The sequence below is a fragment of the Acinetobacter sp. WU_MDCI_Abxe161 genome, from assembly GCF_025514355.1.
Taxonomy (GTDB): domain Bacteria; phylum Pseudomonadota; class Gammaproteobacteria; order Pseudomonadales; family Moraxellaceae; genus Acinetobacter; species Acinetobacter pittii_E.
This window is the reverse complement of record NZ_JAHPTU010000011.1, coordinates 58,171-79,415: the sequence shown is the minus strand read 5'-3', so window position 1 is coordinate 79,415 and position 21,245 is coordinate 58,171. Positions and strand designations below refer to the sequence as shown.

General features: G+C 35.6%; 19 protein-coding genes. 18 read left to right on the top strand and 1 reads right to left on the bottom strand.

The features are described from left to right. Positions 1-160: 160 nt before the first annotated feature. The 17 genes from tviB (at position 161) to galE (ending at position 17,776) form a co-directional block, all read left to right on the top strand. Positions 161-1,456 carry a Vi polysaccharide biosynthesis UDP-N-acetylglucosamine C-6 dehydrogenase TviB gene (gene tviB / locus KTI78_RS13120; RefSeq protein ID WP_262446347.1) on the top strand — a complete coding sequence of 432 codons (1,296 nt, stop codon included), beginning with the start codon at positions 161-163 and terminating at the stop codon, positions 1,454-1,456. Between the two features lie 32 nt (positions 1,457-1,488). Then, positions 1,489-2,439, top strand: coding sequence for a Gfo/Idh/MocA family protein (locus KTI78_RS13115; protein WP_014208044.1), 951 nt, complete (start codon positions 1,489-1,491; stop codon positions 2,437-2,439). Continuing rightward, positions 2,436-3,014, top strand: a complete 579-nt coding sequence (gene wbpD, locus KTI78_RS13110) for an acyltransferase (protein WP_239969399.1) — start codon at positions 2,436-2,438, stop codon at positions 3,012-3,014. The genes KTI78_RS13115 and wbpD overlap by 4 nt, the downstream gene beginning before the upstream one ends. 1 nt (position 3,015) lies before the next feature. Next, positions 3,016-4,095 carry a DegT/DnrJ/EryC1/StrS family aminotransferase gene (locus KTI78_RS13105; RefSeq protein ID WP_262446345.1) on the top strand — a complete coding sequence of 360 codons (1,080 nt, stop codon included), beginning with the start codon at positions 3,016-3,018 and terminating at the stop codon, positions 4,093-4,095. Between the two features lie 7 nt (positions 4,096-4,102). After that, positions 4,103-5,482 (top strand): lipopolysaccharide biosynthesis protein, encoded by a 1,380-nt coding sequence (locus KTI78_RS13100; protein ID WP_262446344.1) that lies wholly within the window; start codon positions 4,103-4,105, stop codon positions 5,480-5,482. Beyond that, complete coding sequence (locus tag KTI78_RS13095; protein ID WP_262446343.1) at positions 5,479-6,045, top strand: acyltransferase; 567 nt, start codon at positions 5,479-5,481, stop codon at positions 6,043-6,045. Before KTI78_RS13100 ends, KTI78_RS13095 begins: the two co-directional genes overlap by 4 nt. Then, positions 6,042-7,106, top strand: coding sequence for a non-hydrolyzing UDP-N-acetylglucosamine 2-epimerase (wecB, locus tag KTI78_RS13090; protein ID WP_262446342.1), 1,065 nt, complete (start codon positions 6,042-6,044; stop codon positions 7,104-7,106). The genes KTI78_RS13095 and wecB overlap by 4 nt, the downstream gene beginning before the upstream one ends. Positions 7,107-7,114: 8 nt before the next feature. Next, positions 7,115-8,275, top strand: a complete 1,161-nt coding sequence (locus KTI78_RS13085; protein ID WP_262446341.1) for a glycosyltransferase — start codon at positions 7,115-7,117, stop codon at positions 8,273-8,275. Between the two features lie 27 nt (positions 8,276-8,302). After that, positions 8,303-9,382, top strand: a complete 1,080-nt coding sequence (locus KTI78_RS13080) for an O-antigen ligase domain-containing protein (protein ID WP_262446340.1) — start codon at positions 8,303-8,305, stop codon at positions 9,380-9,382. Further along, the gene (locus KTI78_RS13075; protein ID WP_262446339.1) at positions 9,372-10,313 is read left to right on the top strand and encodes a glycosyltransferase family 2 protein; all 942 of its coding nucleotides are present in this window, start codon (positions 9,372-9,374) and stop codon (positions 10,311-10,313) included. The genes KTI78_RS13080 and KTI78_RS13075 overlap by 11 nt, the downstream gene beginning before the upstream one ends. 5 nt (positions 10,314-10,318) lie before the next feature. Next, positions 10,319-11,353: a glycosyltransferase family 4 protein gene (locus KTI78_RS13070; RefSeq protein ID WP_262446338.1), complete on the top strand. Its 1,035-nt coding sequence runs from the start codon at positions 10,319-10,321 to the stop codon at positions 11,351-11,353. 6 nt (positions 11,354-11,359) lie between these two features. After that, positions 11,360-12,187, top strand: a complete 828-nt coding sequence (locus tag KTI78_RS13065; RefSeq protein ID WP_262446337.1) for a glycosyltransferase — start codon at positions 11,360-11,362, stop codon at positions 12,185-12,187. Between the two features lie 12 nt (positions 12,188-12,199). Then, positions 12,200-12,820, top strand: coding sequence for a sugar transferase (locus KTI78_RS13060; protein WP_025470407.1), 621 nt, complete (start codon positions 12,200-12,202; stop codon positions 12,818-12,820). 24 nt (positions 12,821-12,844) lie between these two features. Continuing rightward, positions 12,845-13,720: a UTP--glucose-1-phosphate uridylyltransferase GalU gene (gene galU, locus KTI78_RS13055; RefSeq protein ID WP_262446334.1), complete on the top strand. Its 876-nt coding sequence runs from the start codon at positions 12,845-12,847 to the stop codon at positions 13,718-13,720. Positions 13,721-13,837: 117 nt separating this feature from the next. Then, positions 13,838-15,100 (top strand): nucleotide sugar dehydrogenase, encoded by a 1,263-nt coding sequence (locus KTI78_RS13050; protein ID WP_262446333.1) that lies wholly within the window; start codon positions 13,838-13,840, stop codon positions 15,098-15,100. Further along, positions 15,097-16,767 carry a glucose-6-phosphate isomerase gene (gene pgi, locus KTI78_RS13045; protein ID WP_262446332.1) on the top strand — a complete coding sequence of 557 codons (1,671 nt, stop codon included), beginning with the start codon at positions 15,097-15,099 and terminating at the stop codon, positions 16,765-16,767. The genes KTI78_RS13050 and pgi overlap by 4 nt, the downstream gene beginning before the upstream one ends. Further along, entirely contained in the window at positions 16,760-17,776 is a 1,017-nt protein-coding gene (galE, locus tag KTI78_RS13040) for a UDP-glucose 4-epimerase GalE (protein ID WP_262446331.1), read from the top strand. Before pgi ends, galE begins: the two co-directional genes overlap by 8 nt. A gap of 42 nt (positions 17,777-17,818) precedes the next feature. Here galE and KTI78_RS13035 read toward each other — a convergent pair whose 3' ends face one another. After that, complete coding sequence (locus KTI78_RS13035) at positions 17,819-19,189, bottom strand: phosphomannomutase CpsG (RefSeq protein WP_262446330.1); 1,371 nt, start codon at positions 19,187-19,189, stop codon at positions 17,819-17,821. Between the two features lie 373 nt (positions 19,190-19,562). Between KTI78_RS13035 and lldP the strand changes: the two genes are divergently transcribed. Next, complete coding sequence (gene lldP, locus KTI78_RS13030; RefSeq protein ID WP_171067925.1) at positions 19,563-21,230, top strand: L-lactate permease; 1,668 nt, start codon at positions 19,563-19,565, stop codon at positions 21,228-21,230. Positions 21,231-21,245: the final 15 nt, after the last annotated feature.

Genomic DNA, 21,245 nt, shown 5'->3' with positions numbered 1-21,245 from the left:
ACTAAATTGTTTAACCCTATACACTTGCATTGTAAACACATTTATACAATTGCGTTACGGAGAATAAAAAAAAACTGATATAGTTACGCTCGAAGATATCCAGTTAACATGCAACATATATTTAATATATACAATCTTGTAAGGAAAAAGGCTAACTTTTATGCAACTTGCCGATTTAAGAATAGCGATTATAGGTTTAGGATATGTAGGCTTGCCATTGGCAGTTGAGTTTGGAAAAAAAGGGCCAGTAATTGGTTTTGATATTAATCAAAACCGAATCAATGAATTGAACAATGGCCAAGATCATACTTTGGAAGTTTCTCCAGAAGAGCTTCAAAAAGCAAAACAATTAAGTTTTAGTGCAAATTTAGATGACTTAAAACAAAGTAATTTTTTTATTGTAACTGTTCCAACACCTGTTGATCATGTTAACCGACCAGATTTAACTCCTTTAAGAAAAGCAAGTGAAACTGTTGGGCAAGCTTTAAAGAAAGGCGATATCGTTGTATATGAATCGACGGTATATCCAGGTGCTACAGAAGAAGTTTGTATTCCTATTTTAGAAAAAATCTCTGGATTGAAATTTAATCAAGATTTCTTTGCTGGTTATAGTCCTGAACGTATTAATCCAGGCGATAAAGTTAATACATTGACTAAAATTAAAAAGATTACGAGTGGTAGTACACCTGAAGTGGCAGATACTGTAGATGCGGTGTACGCAAGCATTATTACTGCAGGCACTCACAAAGCATCTAGTATTAAAGTTGCAGAAGCTGCCAAAGTAATTGAGAACACACAACGTGATTTAAATATTGCTTTAGTGAATGAGCTTTCTGTAATTTTTGATCGTATTGGTATTGATACTTTAGATGTTTTAGAGGCGGCAGGGAGTAAGTGGAACTTCTTACCGTTCCGTCCAGGTTTGGTTGGCGGACACTGTATTGGTGTAGACCCTTACTACTTGACTCATAAGGCAGAAGAGGTTGGTTATCATCCACAAGTCATTCTTGCTGGTCGTCGTATTAATGATAATATGGCGCGTTATGTGGCTCGTAATACTATTAAGCTAATGCTTCAAAATGGTATTGATGTGCCCCGCGCAAAAGTTGGTGTACTCGGAGTAACTTTTAAAGAAAATTGTCCTGATATTCGTAATAGTAAAGTAGCTGATCTCATTAAAGAGTTAGAGTTCTGGGGCGCGCAGGTTATAGTTGCAGATCCATGGGCAGATGCAGATGAAGTGAGACATGAATATGGTATTGAGCTTGGAAAAGTTGATGCTCAAAATCCTGTAGATAGTGTCATTGTTGCGGTAGGTCACAATCAATTCCGCTCACTTTCAGCAAGTGAATTGCGTGATTATACGAAAGGTGAAAAGCCAGTGTTGGCTGATGTTAAGAGTCTTTTTGATCGTACAGAAATGTCCGATGCAGGCTTTACTGTATTCCGTCTCTAATTTTATCTTATTATTGAATTGAAGTTTTGATCATGAAAAAATTTGCACTTATTGGTGCTGCTGGTTATATCGCACCACGTCATTTAAAAGCTATTAAAGAAACTGGTAATACTTTAGCGGTTGCTATGGATGTAAATGATTCGGTTGGGATTATGGATAGCCATTTTCCAGAAGCCGAGTTTTTTACCGAGTTTGAAGAATTTGAAGCTTATGTAGAAGATCAAAAACTAAAAGGTGAAAAGTTAGATTACGTGGCGATTTGCTCACCAAACTATCTTCATGCACCGCATATGAAATATGCTTTGAAAAATGGCATTGAGGTCATTTGCGAAAAACCATTAGTGCTGAACTCAGAAGACTTAAATATGCTTTCTGAATATGAAAAGCAATATGGTGCTAAAGTAAATTCAATTTTACAATTACGTCTTCATCCTTCAATTATTGCCTTGCGTGATAAAGTTCAAGCTGCACCAGCAGATAAAGTATTTGACGTAGACCTTACTTATCTTACATCTCGTGGTAAATGGTATCTAAAATCATGGAAAGGGGTAGACAATAAATCAGGTGGCGTAGCAACTAATATTGGTGTGCATTTTTACGACATGTTGCATTTTATTTTTGGCAAAATTGTTAAAAATGAAGTGCATTTCCGTGATGAAAAAACTGCGTCGGGTTATTTAGAATATGAGCGTGCGCGTGTACGTTGGTTCTTGTCAATTGATGCCAATAACCTACCAGAAAATGCTGTACAAGGTGAAAAGCTGACTTATCGTAGTATTACCATTGAAAATGAAGAGCTTGAGTTTTCAGGTGGCTTTACCGATTTACATACCCAGAGTTATCAACGTGTATTGGAAGGTAAAGGTTATGGGGTTGAAGAAAATCGTGCAGCGATTGAGACGGTTGAAGTAATCCGCGTTTCTCCCATTGTTGAAAACCCAGAAAATCCACATCCACTATTGGCAAAGGTGAAAAAAGCATGAGCTTTTATCAACATGAAACTGCCATAGTCGATGATGGTGCACAAATTGGTGAGGGCTCCCGTGTTTGGCATTTTGTTCATGTCTGCGGTGGAGCCAAAATTGGTAAAGGCGTGTCTTTAGGCCAAAATGTATTTGTGGGTAACCGTGTTGTGATTGGTGACCACTGTAAAGTCCAAAATAATGTATCTGTTTACGATAATGTATTCTTGGAAGAGGGTGTGTTTTGTGGCCCAAGTATGGTGTTTACAAATGTATATAACCCACGTTCTCTCATAGAACGTAAAGACCAATACCGAGATACCTTGGTGAAAAAGGGTGCTACGCTAGGCGCAAACTGCACTATTGTTTGTGGCATTACCATTGGTGCTTATGCTTTCGTTGGGGCTGGTGCCGTAGTAAATAAAGATGTACCAGCGTATGCATTGATGGTGGGCGTGCCGGCTAAACAGATCGGTTGGATGAGTGAATTCGGTGAACAGCTTGATTTACCTTTACAGGGGCAAGCTCAAGTAACCTGTTCACATACAGGAGCAGTTTATCAACTCGATGGAACGACACTAACAAAGCAAGGTTAATATGATTGACTTTATTGATTTAAAAGCACAACAAAATCGAATTAAAGATAAAATTGATGCTGGTATTCAAAATGTATTGACGCATGGTCAATACATTTTAGGTCCAGAAGTAATTGAGCTAGAAGAAAAGCTAGCTTCATATGTAGGTGCTAAGCACTGTATTACTTGTGCAAATGGCACAGATGCATTGCAAATTGCACAAATGGCTTTTGGCATTGGGCCTGGTGATGAAGTGATTACTCCCGGTTTCACTTATATTGCTACTGCTGAAACAGTTGCACTCCTAGGTGCAAAACCTGTGTATGTTGATGTAAACCCGAAGACTTATAATTTAGATGTTGAAAAATTAGAAGCTGCAATTACACCTCGAACCAAGGCTATTATACCTGTAAGCTTATATGGGCAGTGTGCAGACTTTGATGCAATCAATGCGATTGCTGCGAAATATGGCATTCCTGTAATTGAGGACGCTGCGCAAAGTTTTGGTGCAACCTATAAAGGCCGTAAAAGCTGTAATCTAAGTACCGTTGCTTGTACGAGTTTTTTCCCAAGTAAGCCATTAGGGTGCTATGGAGATGGTGGTGCTATTTTTACCAATGATGATGAGCTAGCTAAAGTGATTCGTCAGATTGCACGACATGGTCAGGATAAGCGTTACCATCATATTCGTGTGGGTGTGAACAGCCGTTTAGATACCTTGCAAGCAGCTATTTTGTTACCAAAATTAGAAATTTTGGATGATGAAATGCAAGCGCGTCAAAAAGTAGCTGAAATTTATAATCAGTTATTTAATCAGGCTGGTATTCATACAACGCCGTATCTTGAAGCGCATAATACCAGTGCGTGGGCACAATATACGATTCAGGTTGATAACCGTGCAGAAGTACAAGAGAAATTAAAAGCTCAAGGTATTCCAACAGCTGTACATTATCCAATTCCACTTAATAAGCAACCTGCGGTTGCTGATGCAGGTGTCATGCTTCCAGTCGGTGATGCGATTGCGGAAAGAGTAATGAGTTTGCCTATGCATCCCTACTTAACTATCGATGCCCAATTAAAAATTGTTCAGGCTTTAGGTTGATTGAGCTGTGAGAAGCCTTTTTGAAAAAATTAATGTAAAGCTAAATGCTCAAGGAGGCTTTTTAAAAGCTGTATCAGTTCTTGTTGGCGGTACAGCTTTTGCTCAAGGGTTGGCTATAATAGCTTTACCTTTTATAACACGATTATATAGCCCTATTGAGTTTTCTACATTTGCCGTTTATGCCTCAATATTAGGTATTCTTACAGTAGCAAGCTGTTTGCGTTTTGAAATTGCAATACCAATTCCTTTAGAGGATAAAGAAGCAGTCGTATTAGTTATATTAGCATTAATAAGTAATTTTGTTATTAGTATATTAATTGCTCTTTTAATTTGGTTATTTCATACAGAAATTATTACTCTATTAAAGCAACCTCGTTTTAACCAAATAATTTGGTTAATTCCTTTAGGTGTTTTTTTTTCAGGAATATATACAGCACTCCAATATTGGGCAACTCGAAAGAAAAATTTTACTGTAATTGCTAGAACAAGAGTTGTACAGTCGGTAAGTGGGGTAGCTACGCAAATAATATTGGGATTTTGGGGAGCAGCAGCTTTGGGGTTGGTTCTCGGTCAAATTATTAAGATTTCCGCTGGAATTGGAAAGTTAGCTAGAAATTTTTGGAAAGAAGCAGATTTTATTATAAAAAATATAACTGTTAATCAGTTATGTACAGTTTTTAAAAAAAATGATCAGTTCCCTAAATATTCAACTCTTGATTCTTTAGCTAATTCTGCTGGAGCTCAACTTCCTATAATTATTATTGCTACACTAGCTCTAGGTTCAGAAGCTGGCTATTTAATGATAGCAATGCAAGTAATGGCTGTACCTATCCAGTTAATTGGGGGAGCTGTTTCGCAAGTGTATTTAGCTCACGCACCTGTAGCTGTGCAGGAAAAAACTATTACTCAATATACTATAAATATACTGGAAAATTTATTTAAATATGGTGTTAGTGGTCTAATTTTTATAGGTCTAATTAGTCCTATTTTAGCTAAATATGTATTTGGTCAAGAATGGGAAAAAGTAGGCTTAATTATAAGTTGGATGATACCATGGTTTGCTTTTCAGTTAATAGCCTCCCCTATATCGATGATTATGCATATTGTTGGTCATCAGAAGCAAATGCTTTTATTAACTCTAACTGGTTTTATATTACGCATAGGGATGTTATATGGACAGTTCTATTTAAACCCATCATATTTATTGGAAGCCTATGCAATCTCTGGTGGGATATTCTATAGTATTTGCTATATCGTTTTTTCTAATGCTGCTGGTCTTAAAATTAAAGATCATATTCTTTTAATAAAAAAAGTTGCTTTTTTTATTATAATTGCAACTTTATTAGGAACTCTAATAGCTTCAATTTTAAGGATGGTAGGTCTATGAAAAAAATATTAAGAAAAATAATCTATTTTATATTACCTTGTGTGCGCTTGTTTTTAAATTTATTTTTTGATGAGAAATATTTAAAAGGTAGATATTTTGATAATAGTTTGAGCGGATATTTACTAGCATTTAAATCTATTTGGGTGAAGAATATACTTAGGTTAGGGCGTCCCATGCCTTTTCCTACCAGTTTAACTTGCTTAATATCAAATCCTGCAAATATCCACTTTCATCCAGATGATTTAAATAATTTTCAGTCACCAGGGACATATTTCCAAAACTTTAATGGCCATATTTATATAGGTAGAGGGACTTATATCGCTCCCAATGTTGGAATTATTACAGCAAACCATCAACTCGCTGACTTGGACGCGCATACAGATGGCAAGGATGTAATTATCGGTGATAAATGTTGGATAGGGATGAATAGTGTAATTTTACCCGGCGTTGTGCTTGGAGAAGGTACAGTAGTTGCTGCAGGTGCTGTTGTTACAAAAAGTTTTCCACAAGGTAAGCTCATACTTGCAGGTGTACCTGCTAAAGTAATAAAGGAAATTAAATGATGAAAATTTTAACAGTACTAGGTGCTAGACCCCAATTTATTAAAGCTGCGGCATTTTCTAGAGTAGTTCAGAGAAGTTCTAAGATTGAGGAAGTTATTGTTCATACTGGACAACACTATGATCAAAACATGTCAGATGTCTTCTTTGAAGAGATGGATATTCCAAAGCCTAAATATATGTTACAGACTGGTGGGAAAACTCATGGAGCCATGACAGGGCAACAATTAGAAAAAATTGAAGAAATACTTTTAATTGAAAAGCCTGATATAGTTTTAGTCTATGGTGATACTAATTCGACATTAGCGGGTGCATTAGCTGCTGTAAAATTACATATCCCTATTGCACATGTTGAATCTGGATTACGTTCCTTTAATCGACAAATGCCAGAAGAAATTAACCGTATTTTGACAGATCAAATTAGTAATTATTTATTTGTACCAAGTTCGGGAGCTAAAGACAATTTACTCCGTGAAGGCGTCAACGAAAATAAAATATTTGTAGTTGGTGACATTATGTATGATGTTGCTCTGTACTATAAAGAAAAAATGGTTAAGCCCTCATGGTTTGAGGCTTTAAATTTAACAAAGTTTGTTTTATGTACAATTCACCGAGCTGAAAATACAGACGATATAACAAAATTATCTAATATTTTAAAAGGATTAGAACTGTCTCAGAAAGATATTATCTTACCATTGCATCCACGAACAGTGAGTAAGATTAAACAGTATGGTTTAATGATTCCTTCAAATATTAGAGTAGTAGATCCTATCGGATATTTAGAAATGGTATGGTTAGAAGTTCATAGTGAATTTATTGTGACAGATTCTGGTGGAGTACAAAAAGAAGCTTATTTTCATAATAAATTATGTGTAACTTTAAGAGAAGAGACAGAGTGGGTAGAGCTTGTAAACAATGGTTATAACGTACTTGTTGGTTCTAACTCTGATTTAATTCATTCATCTTTAGTGAATGAATCACCTAATAAAATTTCTATTAAAGATATTTATGGAAATGGCAACACCGCTGAAAATATAGTAAAAGTACTGGAGATGAAACAGTGAAAATTTTTATGATCGCTGCTTTTTTTCCTCCTGTTAATATGATTGGCGCTGTTAGACCTTATCAGCTTGCAAAATATTTAGTGGATCAAGGTCATGAGGTTACAGTTTTTACCTCTTTTAAAGATAATTATGTTTCAAAAGACTATAATGCTGATCTCACAGGAATTGAGGTGATAGACGTAGGTTTTAGTAGTGTACTATCGGCTCTTGATTACGAGAACCCTAATGCAAATAAATTTAAAATTATTAAACGTGTATTAGTACATTTCTCCTATCCTGATCATTTTATCTATAAGAAAAATCAATTTTTAAAGGCTATTGAAGAATATATTTCTAAAAATGGTTTGCCCAATCTTATATTTTCGATGGCGTTACCTTTTACATTACATTGTGTAGCAAAAGAAATTAAGGATAAGTACCAAAATATTAAATGGATAGCCGATAATAGGGATTTATGGGCTACTACTCCCTACAGAAAAATGCCAATGTCCTTACGTTCTATTGATAAGAAATTTGAAAATAAAATATTTAAAAATGCTGATCTTATATTGGTCGTGACTCAGCATATGAAATTAATTATGGAGGATTATCTTCCATATAAAATTGAAGTCATTCGTAATGGTTTTATAGATGATTCCTTAGACAGTCATCATAAAGATAAAAAATCTTATGACTTTGTTTATACTGGCGGTTTATATGGCGGGTTAAGAGACTTGTCTCCTTTATTTAAGGCATTAAGTTTTATTAAGACAAATAAACAAATTGATTTTTTTGGTAGTGACAAACCTATAGTTGAAGGGTATATCGCCCAGTATCCTGATTTAAAAATTAATTTTAATGATAAGCTGCCAAGAGATGAAATTTTAAAAATACAAAATAGTGCTGAATATTTGATTATTGCACTAGGTAATAGTACTTTTGAAAAAGGAGTATTAACTGGGAAATTTTATGAATATGTACGTGCAAGAAAACCTATAATTGCCTTGTGTGATGAAGATGGTGAGTTAGCTTATTTAATTAATAAGTATAATTTAGGTATTGCAACACGTAATTATGAAAAAATTTCTGATTTTATTTTAAATAAGAAAACAAGCATTACTACAGTACCAGTAGAGTTAACTTCTAATTTTCAATTTAGTCAACTCATTGAAATTATAGAGAAAATTTAGTGTTTGGCTTTTTTTGGTGAGATTGGTATGATTAGGTTAGATAATATAAAATTAAGTTTGTTGTATTTTGGGTCAGTCTTTTATATTTATTATTTTACTTTAAAACCAGTATATATTATTTTAGGTGTAGCTGTCTTCTTTGGATATTTATTTAAAAATTATATAATTAATTATTCTTATCTAATCGTATCTTTGTGCTTTATCGGTTTTTTAGGGCTTGTTTCTCTATTAATGAAAACAGATATAGGTATGGTACTTAATGCCACTCTCTCAATTTTAATTTTTCCTATTTTTTACTATTGTTTAAAAAATGATAGGAATGTAAAAGCTATACCTTATTTTTTAAATCTATGTTTTATTTATTTTTTAATTGAAATGTTGTATCGTGTATCTTTTCCGGTTTATGCTTTACAACCTGGTGTTGAAGAAGAGTGGTTTTATCCATATAAATTAAATAGTTTTGTTTTTCAAGATTCGAATTTTGTTGCTTTGCACTTATTTTGCCTTCTTTATATTAGTATAATTTTAAAACTAAACAAATATATATTTGTCTTTTTAATCTTAATATTTTTAAGTTTTTCTCGCTCAGCTATGCTAGGTGGAGTATTGGCTTGCTTATATTATTTATCTGTTAATACACGTTATGTAACTATTATTAAACCAATATTTTATTTATCAACTGTTTCTGCTTTTATTTACTTAATATTACATATTGATATGATTACAGATGGAAGTTTTTTATCTAAAATTTATATTATTGATGAAGCTTTAACTTATATGTCTAATAATTTTTCATTATTTCAATATTTATTTGGGAACGGTTTGGCACAAACTTACGATGCATTGGGGATTGGAGCACATAATATTGCTGTAGTTTTAATTTTTGAAACTGGAATTATTGGTACGATTATTTATTTTCTTTATTTCTTTAATTTTTTCTTATTTAGAATTGAAAATTCTAGAAGAAAAATTGCCAAACAAGATTTGTTAGTTTTTTTAGCTCTCTTTTTTCTAATGGGCTTTTCTTTAGGACTGTATTTATTCCCAATCATGTCCTTAACTATTGCTTCTATTCTAGCTTTGAGTGGTAAAAAAAATGTTATCTAGTCTACCTTTAATCAGTGTTCTTATACCTGTGTATAATGTTGAGGCTTTTGTTAGAGAGGCTGTTCTATCAATTTGTAATCAAACATATAAAAATATTGAAATAATTGTAGTTGATGATTGCTCCACTGATCATACTTATAGTGTGGTTGCTGAATTAGTAAAGATTGATCCGAGAATTAAACTTTTTAAGAATCGGGAAAATTCAAAAATTGTAAAAACATTAAATTTTGCTTTAGAACAAGCAAAAGGTGATTTTATTGCTAGAATGGATGGTGATGATATTAGCACTCCAGAAAGATTAGAAAAACAATTAGAATTTTTATTAGAAAATCCTAATTATAATTTAATTGGGAGTCATGTTAATACGATTGATGCTAGCAATAGACTTATTGGAAAGCAGGAAATGCCCATTGGAGATAGTATAATTAATAAAACAATAAAATACGCCTCTCCAGTACTTCATATTTGGTTGGCTAGAAGAGATGTTTATAATAAGCTTAATGGATATAGAGAAATTCCTGGTGCTGAAGACTATGATTTTTTATTAAGAATGCATTCATTAGGATTATCTTTTACTAATTTGAATAGTTTTGAGTATTCAGTTCGCATTCGTGATGGAAATACAACCTCTACAATTGGATTTAATCAGAGATTAATGTCAAATTATGTGGTTGAGCTTTATGAAATGAGAGTAAAGTCAGGTAAAGATAATTTTAGTCCTGTTAATGTACAGAATTACTTAAGTTACTATTCCAGATATAAAGAAGATTTTGATAAATCAAATATTTTATTAAAAAAAGCATTCATGGCTAAAGCTCATAAAAATTTTTTTAAAATGTTTGTTTTTTTAGTTAGATCAGTTTGTAAATCTAAGTTCCAAAGTCAATATTTATTTAAACGTATAATTTTTAAGTTACTATCAAAGGGTTAATTTTTGTGAAAATTCTTTTTTTAATTAATTCTTTAAAGAGTAAATCTGGTTCAGAGCGTGTCGCTGTTGAATTGGCCAATAAGATGTCAGCTATAGAAGATTATGATATTACGTTATTAAATAGAGAGTCGAATAAAAATAGTACAGCATATCCTGTTGCTGATAATGTAAACGTAATAGCACTGGATGGTAATTTATTTCAGTTTTATCAAAAACTTAAAAAACATATTGCTGCCTCGAATTATGATGTGGTAATTGTCCATAATATGGGCAAATTGTCTTTACTATGTGCCTTTGTCCCTAATATTAAAAAACTAGTAATTTTGGAACATGTTTCTTTTGTCAGTCGTCCTCAAAAAATACAAATTTTAAGTAAACTGTTATATCGAAAAATTGATCAAGTGGTGACTCTTACTCAAAATGACAAAGAGCAATTTGATAAATTTCATTCAAATGTGCTTGTAATACCTAATTTTTCGCCATTTCCTATTAGCTCAACACATCAACAGAATAATAAAAAAATTGTAACAATTGGTCGTTTAACTGATCAGAAAAATTATATCCATCTGCTTCAAGCGTGGGAGAAAATACATCAATCTATCCCTGAGTGGCAGTTAAATATTTACGGAGAAGGTGAACATTATTCAATGTTAGATGACTACATTACTAGAAATTCTCTTCGAAATGTGACCTTAATGGGGACAACTTCTAACGTAAAGCAAGTATACGAACAATCTAACTTCTTTGTAATGTCATCAAAATATGAAGGTTTACCAATGGTCTTAATAGAAGCACAAAGTTTTGGTTTACCCATTGTCTCCTATAATTGTCCATATGGTCCTAGTGATGTCATTCAAGAAAATAAAAATGGATTATTAGTTGAAGATCAAAATATTGATAAATTGGCGGAAGCAATTCTAAAACTTGCTTCATCTCCAGATCTATTAAAACGCTTTTCCCAAGAGTCGTTATTAAATGCTGAAAAATATCAACCTGAACAAATTTTAAAAATTTGGATTGGGAAAGTTTTGCAAGGATAAAGTTTTATGTTTTCTGTCTTAAGTTCTATTTATCATAAAGAACATCCGTTACATTTTAATTCATGTATGGAAAGTATTTGGGATAAGCAAACTTTAAAACCTACAGAAATTGTTTTAATTGAGGATGGTCCTTTAACTCCTGAATTAGATCAAATTATTGCTAAATGGCAAAAAAAATTAGGTGAAGTTCTTCGGGTTAAAAAACTTGAACAGAATGTTGGAACAGGAAAAGCAAAAAATATTGGATTACAAGAATGTACCTATGACATTGTTTGTATTGTAGATACAGATGATATTTATGTGCCCGAAAGGTTTGAAAAGCAAATTAAATTTTTGGAAAAAAACCCGGATGTTTCAATTGTGGGGGGACAAATTCTTGAGTTTGTTGAAGATACTCAAAATCCAACAGGTATGCGTAACGTTCCTTTATCAAATGAAGATCTAAGAAATTATGCAAAGAAGCAAAGCCCGTTTAATAATATGACAATTACATATCGAAAGTCCCATATTCTTGAAGTTGGTGGCTATCAACATCATTTATGGATGGAAGACTATAATCTCTTTTTACGGGTGATTGCTAAGGGGTACATAATTCAGAACTTACCAGATGTTTTAGTCTATGCACGTATTGATAATGGTATGCATGGACGTCGTAAAGGTTTCCAATATATTAAAAGTGAAAAACAGTTACTAGATTTAAAAAAACAACTAAAGTTACAAAATCCTCTATATGCTAACATGCTGTTTCTGGTACGGTCTGCGTTTAGACTGTTGCCAGCAAATTTATTGGGTAAAATTTATAATACCTTTCTCCGTAAAGATATTAAAAAATGAGTGAATGAAAATATGAAGCGTTTAGTAGACATAGTCATTTCTTTAATAGCTTTAACTGTTCTGTCGCCAATATTTCTGATCGTTGCTTATAAGGTTCGTAAAAATTTAGGTTCACCAATATTCTTTTACCAGGAAAGACCTGGAAAGGACGGAAAATTATTTAAAATGATTAAGTTCCGTTCTATGAAGGATGCTTTTGATGCAGAAGGAAACCCATTACCAGATGAGGCACGTATTACCCCATTTGGTCAAAAATTGCGCTCCACGAGCCTAGATGAAATGCCGCAATTGATTAATGTGCTTAAAGGTGACATGAGCGTAGTTGGACCTCGTCCAATGCTTAAAGACTTTGTTGCATTATATTCACCAGAGCAAGCGCGCCGTTTAGAAGTGCGTCCAGGAATGACAGGCCTTGCTCAGGTAAGTGGCCGTAATGAATTAGATTATGAAGAACGATTTAAGTGTGATGTATGGTATGTCGACAATCACAATGTTTGGGTTGACTTTAAAATTATGTTTAAAACAGTCAAGGTAATGACAAAGCGTGAAGGCATTAACGCGCCAGGACATGTTGGACCATCTTTATTTAAGGGTAATGATGCTCCAGAAAATGTTGATTCTTCTGTAAAGTAAATTTTATATCTTGAAATCTTTATTATGATCAAAAAAGCAGTTTTACCAGTAGCCGGATTAGGCACGCGTTTTTTACCAGCAAGCAAGTCAATTCCGAAGGAAATGGTAACCGTTGTTGACCGCCCAGCCATTGAGTATGTGGTACGTGAAGCGGTTGAAGCGGGAATTGAGCAAATTATTTTGGTGACTCACTCTTCAAAAGCGTCGATTGAAAATTATTTTGATCGAAACTTTGAACTAGAAACCACGTTAGAGCAAAAAAAGAAGTTTGATTTGCTTGCAGAAATTACCCAAATTGTTCCGCCCCATGTGAGTGTTGTAAGTGTCAGACAACCTCAGCCTTTAGGTTTAGGACATGCGGTTTTATGTGCAAAGAGTATTGTTGGTCAAGATGATTTTGCAGTGTTATTACCAGATGTGTTGGTAAAAGATGACTCGGGTCGAAATGATTTAACCCGTATGATTGCACGTTATGATGCCGTGCAAGCCGCACAAATTATGGTAGAAGCTGTACCTGATAACCTTGTTGATCAATATGGGATTGTAGATGTAGACCATAGTCCTAATGAAGGTGAAAGCGTTGCCATGCAAGGTATTGTCGAAAAACCTGCGGTTGGCTCTGCACCTTCAAATCTTTCTGTAGTTGGTCGCTATATATTACCTGCAAAAATTATGCACCTTTTAGAAAATACGCCAAAAGGTGCGGGTAATGAAATTCAGTTAACAGATGCGATTGCGATGTTACAAGAAACAGATACTGTTGAAGCCTATCGTATGCAAGGCCAAACTTTTGACTGCGGTAGTAAGGTCGGTTATTTAAAAGCTGTATTACATTATGGAATTCAACATCCTAAATTAGGGTCGGAATTTAAAAAGTTAATTCAAGAGCTTAAGTTGTAATATTGTGTAGTTCTACTTAAGTATTTGTAAAAACTGCTGAATATAATAAACAATCAATATATTCTCTTCCCTTAACGGGAAGAGAAGTCTATAGAATATTAAAAAATCAGGTGTGCAATGAAAATCGCAGTGTTTGGAACCACCTTACACGCTGGTGTAATGGCAGCATTACTGGCTGAATATGGCAATCAGATTTATTGGTGCACAAGTGTCACCTGCGAAGAAAATATTTCTGTACTTTCCTATCAAGATCAAGAAGTTAATAATTATTTAAATAAGCAAAGAAGATCGGGTTTTCTACAAGAAAGTCCTTTTTCTGCTATTCCTCTTGATGTTGAGGTTTATTTATTCTGTTTTAGCCCTACACAAATTCAACTTGCTTTAAATACGGTTGAGAAGTTAAGTCAACGTCCTATTGTTCATCCTAGATTAATGGTAAATGGTTCTACATTTGGCTTACATGGAACTGATCAGTTAAAACAATATTTACCAAAAGACGAGTGGGTCTATTTTCCTGATGTAATTCAAGAAGGAAATGCCATTAACAGCGTATTGAATGTAAAGCATGTCATTGTTGGTGTTGAATCCAATCATGCACGGGATACAATGCAAGAGCTGTTACGCCCATTTTTCCGCTTTAGTTATCAATACTTATTTATGCCGATCTTGGACGCTGAGTTTACCAAACTTAGTATTTCTGGCATGTTGGCGACCCGCATTAGTTATATGAATGACTTAGCTATGGTGGCGGAGAAACTCGGTATTGATATTGCTAATGTGAAGCATGGAATTGCGGCCGATACACGTATTGGTGCGGCTTACTTGTCTGCTGGAGTCGGTTTTGGGGGTGAAAACTTTTCGCATGATATTTTAACACTTTCAAGTACTGTTTCTGAAACTGGGGCGAAAAGTCGACTGTTAGAGCAGGTATGGGCGATTAACGAACAACAAAAAGAAATTTTATTCCGTAAGCTGTGGAATTATTATCATTGTAATTTGAATGGTAAAACCGTGGCTATTTGGGGTGCATCCTTCAAAGAAAATACCTCAAGCATACATAACTCGCCAATTCATATTTTATTAGCTGCATTGTGGGCGCAAGGTGTAACAGTACGTTTGCATGATCCTCAAGCATTAGATGAAATTGCCGCTACATATGGTGACCGTAAGGATTTAGTACTGTGTACTGATCAATATGAGGCTGCTCGAGGCGCACATGCCTTATGTTTGGTTACCGCATGGAAACAGTACTGGAGTCCTGACTTTAAGCAGTTACAACAATTGATGCAACATCCTTTAATTTTGGATGGGCGTAATATTTATGACCCAGCATATGTAAAGGCTAAGGGCTTTGCTTATGAAGGAGTAGGTCGTTTATGAGTAAATCTATCGAGAAATTTCCTAAAGAGTTGGTTTCACCTTTACTAAAGTTACAGTTAATGGGTGAGAAAAATTCAAAGTTACACATAAAAGAATTGTTCGCTTCAGAACCGGATCGCTTTCAACAATATTCTATAAAATTTGATCCATTAGTTTTTGATTATAGTAAGCATCGTGTGACTAAAGACATTTTGGAACAATTGACTGCTCTTGCGAAAACTAAACAATTAAATCAATGGATAGAGCGTCTTTTTTCACAAGACAAAGTAAATTGTACGGAGCAACGTGCAGCAATGCATTGGGCACTACGCTTGCCAGTTGACTATTCGAAGTTCCCAGAGTTAACGGCTCAAGTCCATAGCCAGTTACAACGTATGTATGCCTTAGTGGAAAAGATTCATGCTGGTCAATATCGCGGTGCAACCGGTGAAGTGATTCAAGATGTTGTGAACATCGGTGTGGGTGGTTCTGATTTAGGGCCACAAATGGTCACCCATGCGTTGTCAGATTTTAAAGTGAAAACGGCTAAACCTTTAAATGTTCACTTTGTATCGACTATGGATGGTAGTCAGTTGTCGGAGTTGCTCCACCAACTTCGTCCAGAAACGACACTATTTATTATTTCTTCAAAATCTTTTGGAACGATTGATACTTTATCAAATGCCCAAACCGTACGTCAGTGGCTTGAAAAAACTTTGGGAACACATGCCCGAGTTTTAAAAAGTCACTTTGTTGGAGTATCAACAAAAGCAGATAAAATGACTGAATGGGGGATTGCCCCAGAAAATCAATTACTGCTTTGGGACTGGGTAGGTGGCCGTTACTCATTGTGGTCATGCATTGGTTTACCTATTGCGTTGAGTATCGGGGTTGAAGGTTTTCAGCAACTCTTAGCTGGTGCTCATGCAGTAGATGAACATTTTCAAAATACAAGTTATGAGCAAAATATTCCTGTTTTAATGGGGTTGTTAGGCGTTTGGAACAATAATTTTTTAAATATTCAAACTCATGCCGTATTGCCTTATGATGGTCGATTAAAGTATTTCGCTGCTTATTTACAGCAGCTTGAAATGGAATCTAATGGTAAATCGGTACAACGTGACGGTCAAAAAGTCGAACTTGATACGTGCCCAATTGTATGGGGGGAAGTTGGACCAAATGCTCAACACGCCTTCTATCAGTTATTACATCAAGGAACTCAAGCAGTAAGCTGTGATTTTATTGCGCCAGTCCAACGCTATAACGCTGACCATTTTACCTATGTTGAAAATGCAGAGGCTTTAGTCGAGCAGCATCATCTTGCATTATCGAATTGTTTGGCCCAATCAAGATTATTGGCCTTTGGTAATGACGCTTTAGACTCAACTGAATTAGAAAAACTGCCGATTTACAAGCAATATGAAGGTAACCAACCGAGTTCAACCCTGTTATTGAAAGAGTTGAATCCATATAGTTTGGGAATGTTAATTGCTTTATATGAGCATAAAGTTTTTGTGCAGTCTGTAATTTGGAATATTAACCCGTTTGATCAATGGGGTGTCGAAAAAGGCAAGCAGATTGCTGATCAGCTATTACCTATTTTAAATGGGGTTCAAAATGATCTTTCATCATTAGATGCCTCAACACGTGGATTAATTAAAATATTATTAGGAAAAGTAGATGGCTAAAATCCTAGTTACTGGTGGTGCTGGTTATATTGGTTCACACACCTGTGTAGAGCTTTTAAACGCTGGTCATGAAGTGATTGTTTTTGACAATCTATCAAACAGTTCTGAAGAGTCTTTAACGAGAGTCCAAGATATCACACAAAAGAGTTTAGCTTTTGTTCAGGGTGATATTCGTAATGCAAATGAACTTGATCGCGTGTTTCAAGATCATTCAATTGATGCTGTAATTCACTTCGCAGGTTTAAAGGCAGTAGGTGAAAGTCAGGAAAAACCACTGATTTATTTTGATAATAATATTGCTGGTAGTATTCAACTCGTTAAGTCGATGGAAAAAGCAGGTGTCTATACGCTTGTGTTTAGCTCTTCTGCGACAGTATATGACGAGGCCAATATATCTCCATTAAATGAAGATATGCCAACAGGTATGCCAAGTAATAACTATGGCTATACTAAACTGATTGTTGAGCAATTGCTGCAAAAACTGTCAAATTCAGATTCTAAATGGTCGATAGCTTTACTACGCTATTTTAACCCAGTTGGTGCCCATAAGAGTGGCCGTATTGGTGAAGACCCACAAGGTATTCCAAATAATTTAATGCCTTATGTGACTCAAGTTGCTGTAGGTCGCCGTGAAAAGCTATCTATTTATGGTAACGACTACAATACTGTAGATGGGACTGGGGTACGTGACTATATCCATGTCGTCGATTTGGCGAATGCACATTTATGTGCTCTAAATAATCGATTAGAAGCGACAGGTTGCCGTGCATGGAATATTGGCACAGGTAATGGTTCATCAGTTTTGCAAGTTAAAAATACATTTGAGCAAGTTAACGGTGTGCCTGTTGCTTTTGAATTTGCACCACGTCGAGCAGGCGATGTAGCAACATCATTTGCTGATAACGCTCGTGCAATTGCTGAGCTAGGTTGGCAGCCGCAATATGGTTTAGAAGATATGCTTAAGGATAGCTGGAATTGGCAGAAGCAGAATCCTAATGGCTATAACTAAGTAAATAAAAAAAGGAGCAAATCGCTCCTTTTTTATTGTTGATTAGCTCTGAATCAATCCAGTTAACTCATCTATATAATGCTGCATTGGTTGAGCTTGTTGGTCTGCACGGCTTTCAATGTTGAGACGTAGTAAAGGCTCAGTGTTTGAAGCACGCACATTAAAGCGCCATGCACCAAAGTCGAGGCTTACACCATCGGTACGATCAATTTGTGGATTTTGATCAGCATAGAAATCGAAAATCTTTTGAATAGTGATCTGTGTATTAGCTACTTTAAAGTTGATTTCACCACTGCAAGGAAACTTGGTAATCATATTTTCAACTAGGGTTGAAAGAGATTGTCCTGTTTCAGAGAGTAGGGCAACGGTGAGTAACCACGGAATCATGCCGCTGTCGCAGTAAGCAAAGTCACGGAAATAGTGATGGGCACTCATTTCACCGCCATATACAGCATTGTGTTCACGCATGACATCTTTAATGAATGCATGACCAGATTTTGACTGCACGGCAACACCTTTGTATTCATCTACAATATCAAATGTGTTCCACACTAAACGTGGGTCATGAACAATTTTTTCGCCTGACTGTTTAATCAAGAAAGCTTGAGCCAATAGACCAACAATATAGTAGCCTTCAATGAACTGACCTTTTTCATCGAACAAGAAACAGCGGTCAAAATCGCCATCCCATGCAATTCCCATATCGGCGTTATGTTCAATTACAGCATTTCGGGTACTGTCACGGTTTTCAATTAAAATTGGGTTAGGAATCCCATTTGGGAACGTACCATCTGCTTCATGGTGAATTTTAATAAATTCAACAGGTACGTTAAGCGCTTTAAATTTTTCTTCAATGGCATCAATGACATGACCAGCTGCACCATTACCTGCGTTTACCACCAATTTAAGGGGGCGGATTTTTGCAGGTTCAATATAGGTAATTAAGTGGTCAACGAACTCGGGCAAAATGTTATAACTTTGCGTTGTACCTTTTTGACTAACTTCTTCAAAGTTATTGGTTTCTGCTAAAGCCTGAATTTCTTTTAAACCTGTATCTGCACTAATTGGACGAGCATTTTCTCGAACCAATTTCATACCGTTATAGTCCATTGGGTTATGACTAGCAGTAACTTCAATACCGCCTTGTACATCTAAATGGAAAGCGGCGAAGTAAACTTCTTCAGTACCCGTCATGCCTAAGTCAAGCACATTGACACCCGCATCATTTAAACCGCGGATGGTCGCTTGTTTTAAATCCTCACTGCTTAGACGAATATCACAACCTACAACAACAGTCTTTGGTTTATAGATTTGTCCGTAAGCGCGGCCAATTTTATAGGCGATTTCTTCATTCAATTCGGTGCCGAGTTTGCCTCGGATATCATAAGCTTTAAAACACGTTAAAGTAGTCATTATTCAATTCAATACATGTGGTTTGAGTTGTGTGCACATTATACATAGATCATGAAACAGGTATGTTTATAGTTTTTATATTCAAATTTTTCGCTTCATTTCTATAGACTCAATCTAAATTTATAAAAAAGATTTTTACGACTTTAGTCTAATAAAAAAATCTATAAGTTCGAAATAGCTTGATTTTACTTAATAGTATTGGTCATACCAATTATGATAATTATTTAATGGTTGATCTTGCAAATAGCTGTGTTTATGATGCGGTCTGTGGTTTAAGGAATAACATTTGCACTTAAATTTTAATTGGTAATACCAATTGTGCTAAATGTTTAAAGATTTAAGGTACAAAAATTCGCCCCGGCATTTCAAGGAGATGACAATGCTCAATATGTGGCAACAACTTTATGACCCTTTAAATAATATTTGGCTGTCCAGTGCGGTTGCATTAATCCCGATTATTTTCTTCTTTTTAGCATTGGCTGTTTTTCGTTTAAAAGGCAGTATTGCCGGTACAGGCACAGTCATTATTGCATTATTGATTGCGCTCTTTTTCTATCAAATGCCGGGTCAAATGGCCTTTGCATCCATTATTTATGGTTTCTTCTATGGTCTATGGCCAATTTCATGGATCATTATCGGGGCAGTTTTTCTATATAAAATTTCGGTAAAAACAGGACAATTTGACGTTATTCGTTCAAGCATTTTGTCGATTACCGAAGACCAACGTCTGCAAATGTTACTGGTTGGGTTTGCCTTTGGTACTTTCTTAGAAGGGGCTGCTGGCTTTGGTGCTCCAGTTGCGATTACCGCTGCACTCCTTGTTGGTTTAGGCTTTAAACCACTTTACGCTGCTGGTTTATGTTTGATCGTAAATACAGCACCAGTGGCATTCGGTGCAATGGGTATTCCAATTATTGTGGCAGGACAGGTTTCTGGCGTAGACACCATGGAAATTAGCCAGATGGTGGGTCGTCAGTTGCCGTTTTTAACGCTAATCGTGCTGTTCTGGATTATGGCGATTATGGACGGTTGGCGTGGTGTTAAGGAAACTTGGCCTGCGGTAGTTGTCGGTGGTGGTTCGTTTGCGATTGCTCAGTATCTCACTTCTAACTTCATTGGTCCTGAGTTACCAGACATTACCGCAGCAATTGCGTCATTGGTGAGCTTAACTTTACTGTTCCGTGTTTGGAAACCCAAACATATTTTCCGTTTTGAACCTGAAGCGGGTCAAACTTTGACTCAGCAACCTACTACGGTTCAACGTTATAGCATCGGCAAAATTGTGAAGGCGTGGTCTCCATTTGCCATCTTAACAGTGATGGTCACCATCTGGAGTGTTAAGCCATTTAAAGCCTTATTTGCAAAAGATGGTGCTCTTGAACACTGGATTTTTAAACTTGAAGTGCCGTATTTACATAAATTAGTCGAAAAAATGCCGCCAATTGTGGCAGAGATGAAGCCATACGAAGCGATTTATAAGTTTGATTGGTTCTCTGCTACAGGTACTGCAATTTTTATTGCTGCAATCATCACTGCTATTTTCTTAAAAATGAAAGCAAGTGAAGCTGTAACGACTTTTGGTGAAACACTCAATGAGCTGAAAACACCGATTTACTCGATTGGTATGGTGTTGGCTTTTGCTTTTATTGCGAACTATTCAGGTTTATCTGCAACTTTAGCTTTGGCGCTATCGCATACGGGTCATGCGTTTACTTTCTTCTCGCCATTTTTGGGTTGGCTTGGTGTGTTCCTTACGGGTTCAGATACATCTTCAAATGCTTTGTTCTCGGCACTACAGGCGACTACGGCTCAGCAAATTGGTATTCCAGAAGTATTGCTTGTAGCAGCGAATACCAGCGGTGGTGTAACGGGTAAGATGATTTCTCCCCAGTCGATTGCCATTGCTTGTGCAGCGGTAGGGTTAGTTGGAAAAGAATCTGACTTGTTCCGTTTCACGGTAAAACATAGCATCATATTCACTGTCTTTGTTGGCATCATTATTACGGTTCAGGCTTATCTGGTTCCGTGGATGATTCCATAACTCCAGTGAAGGAAA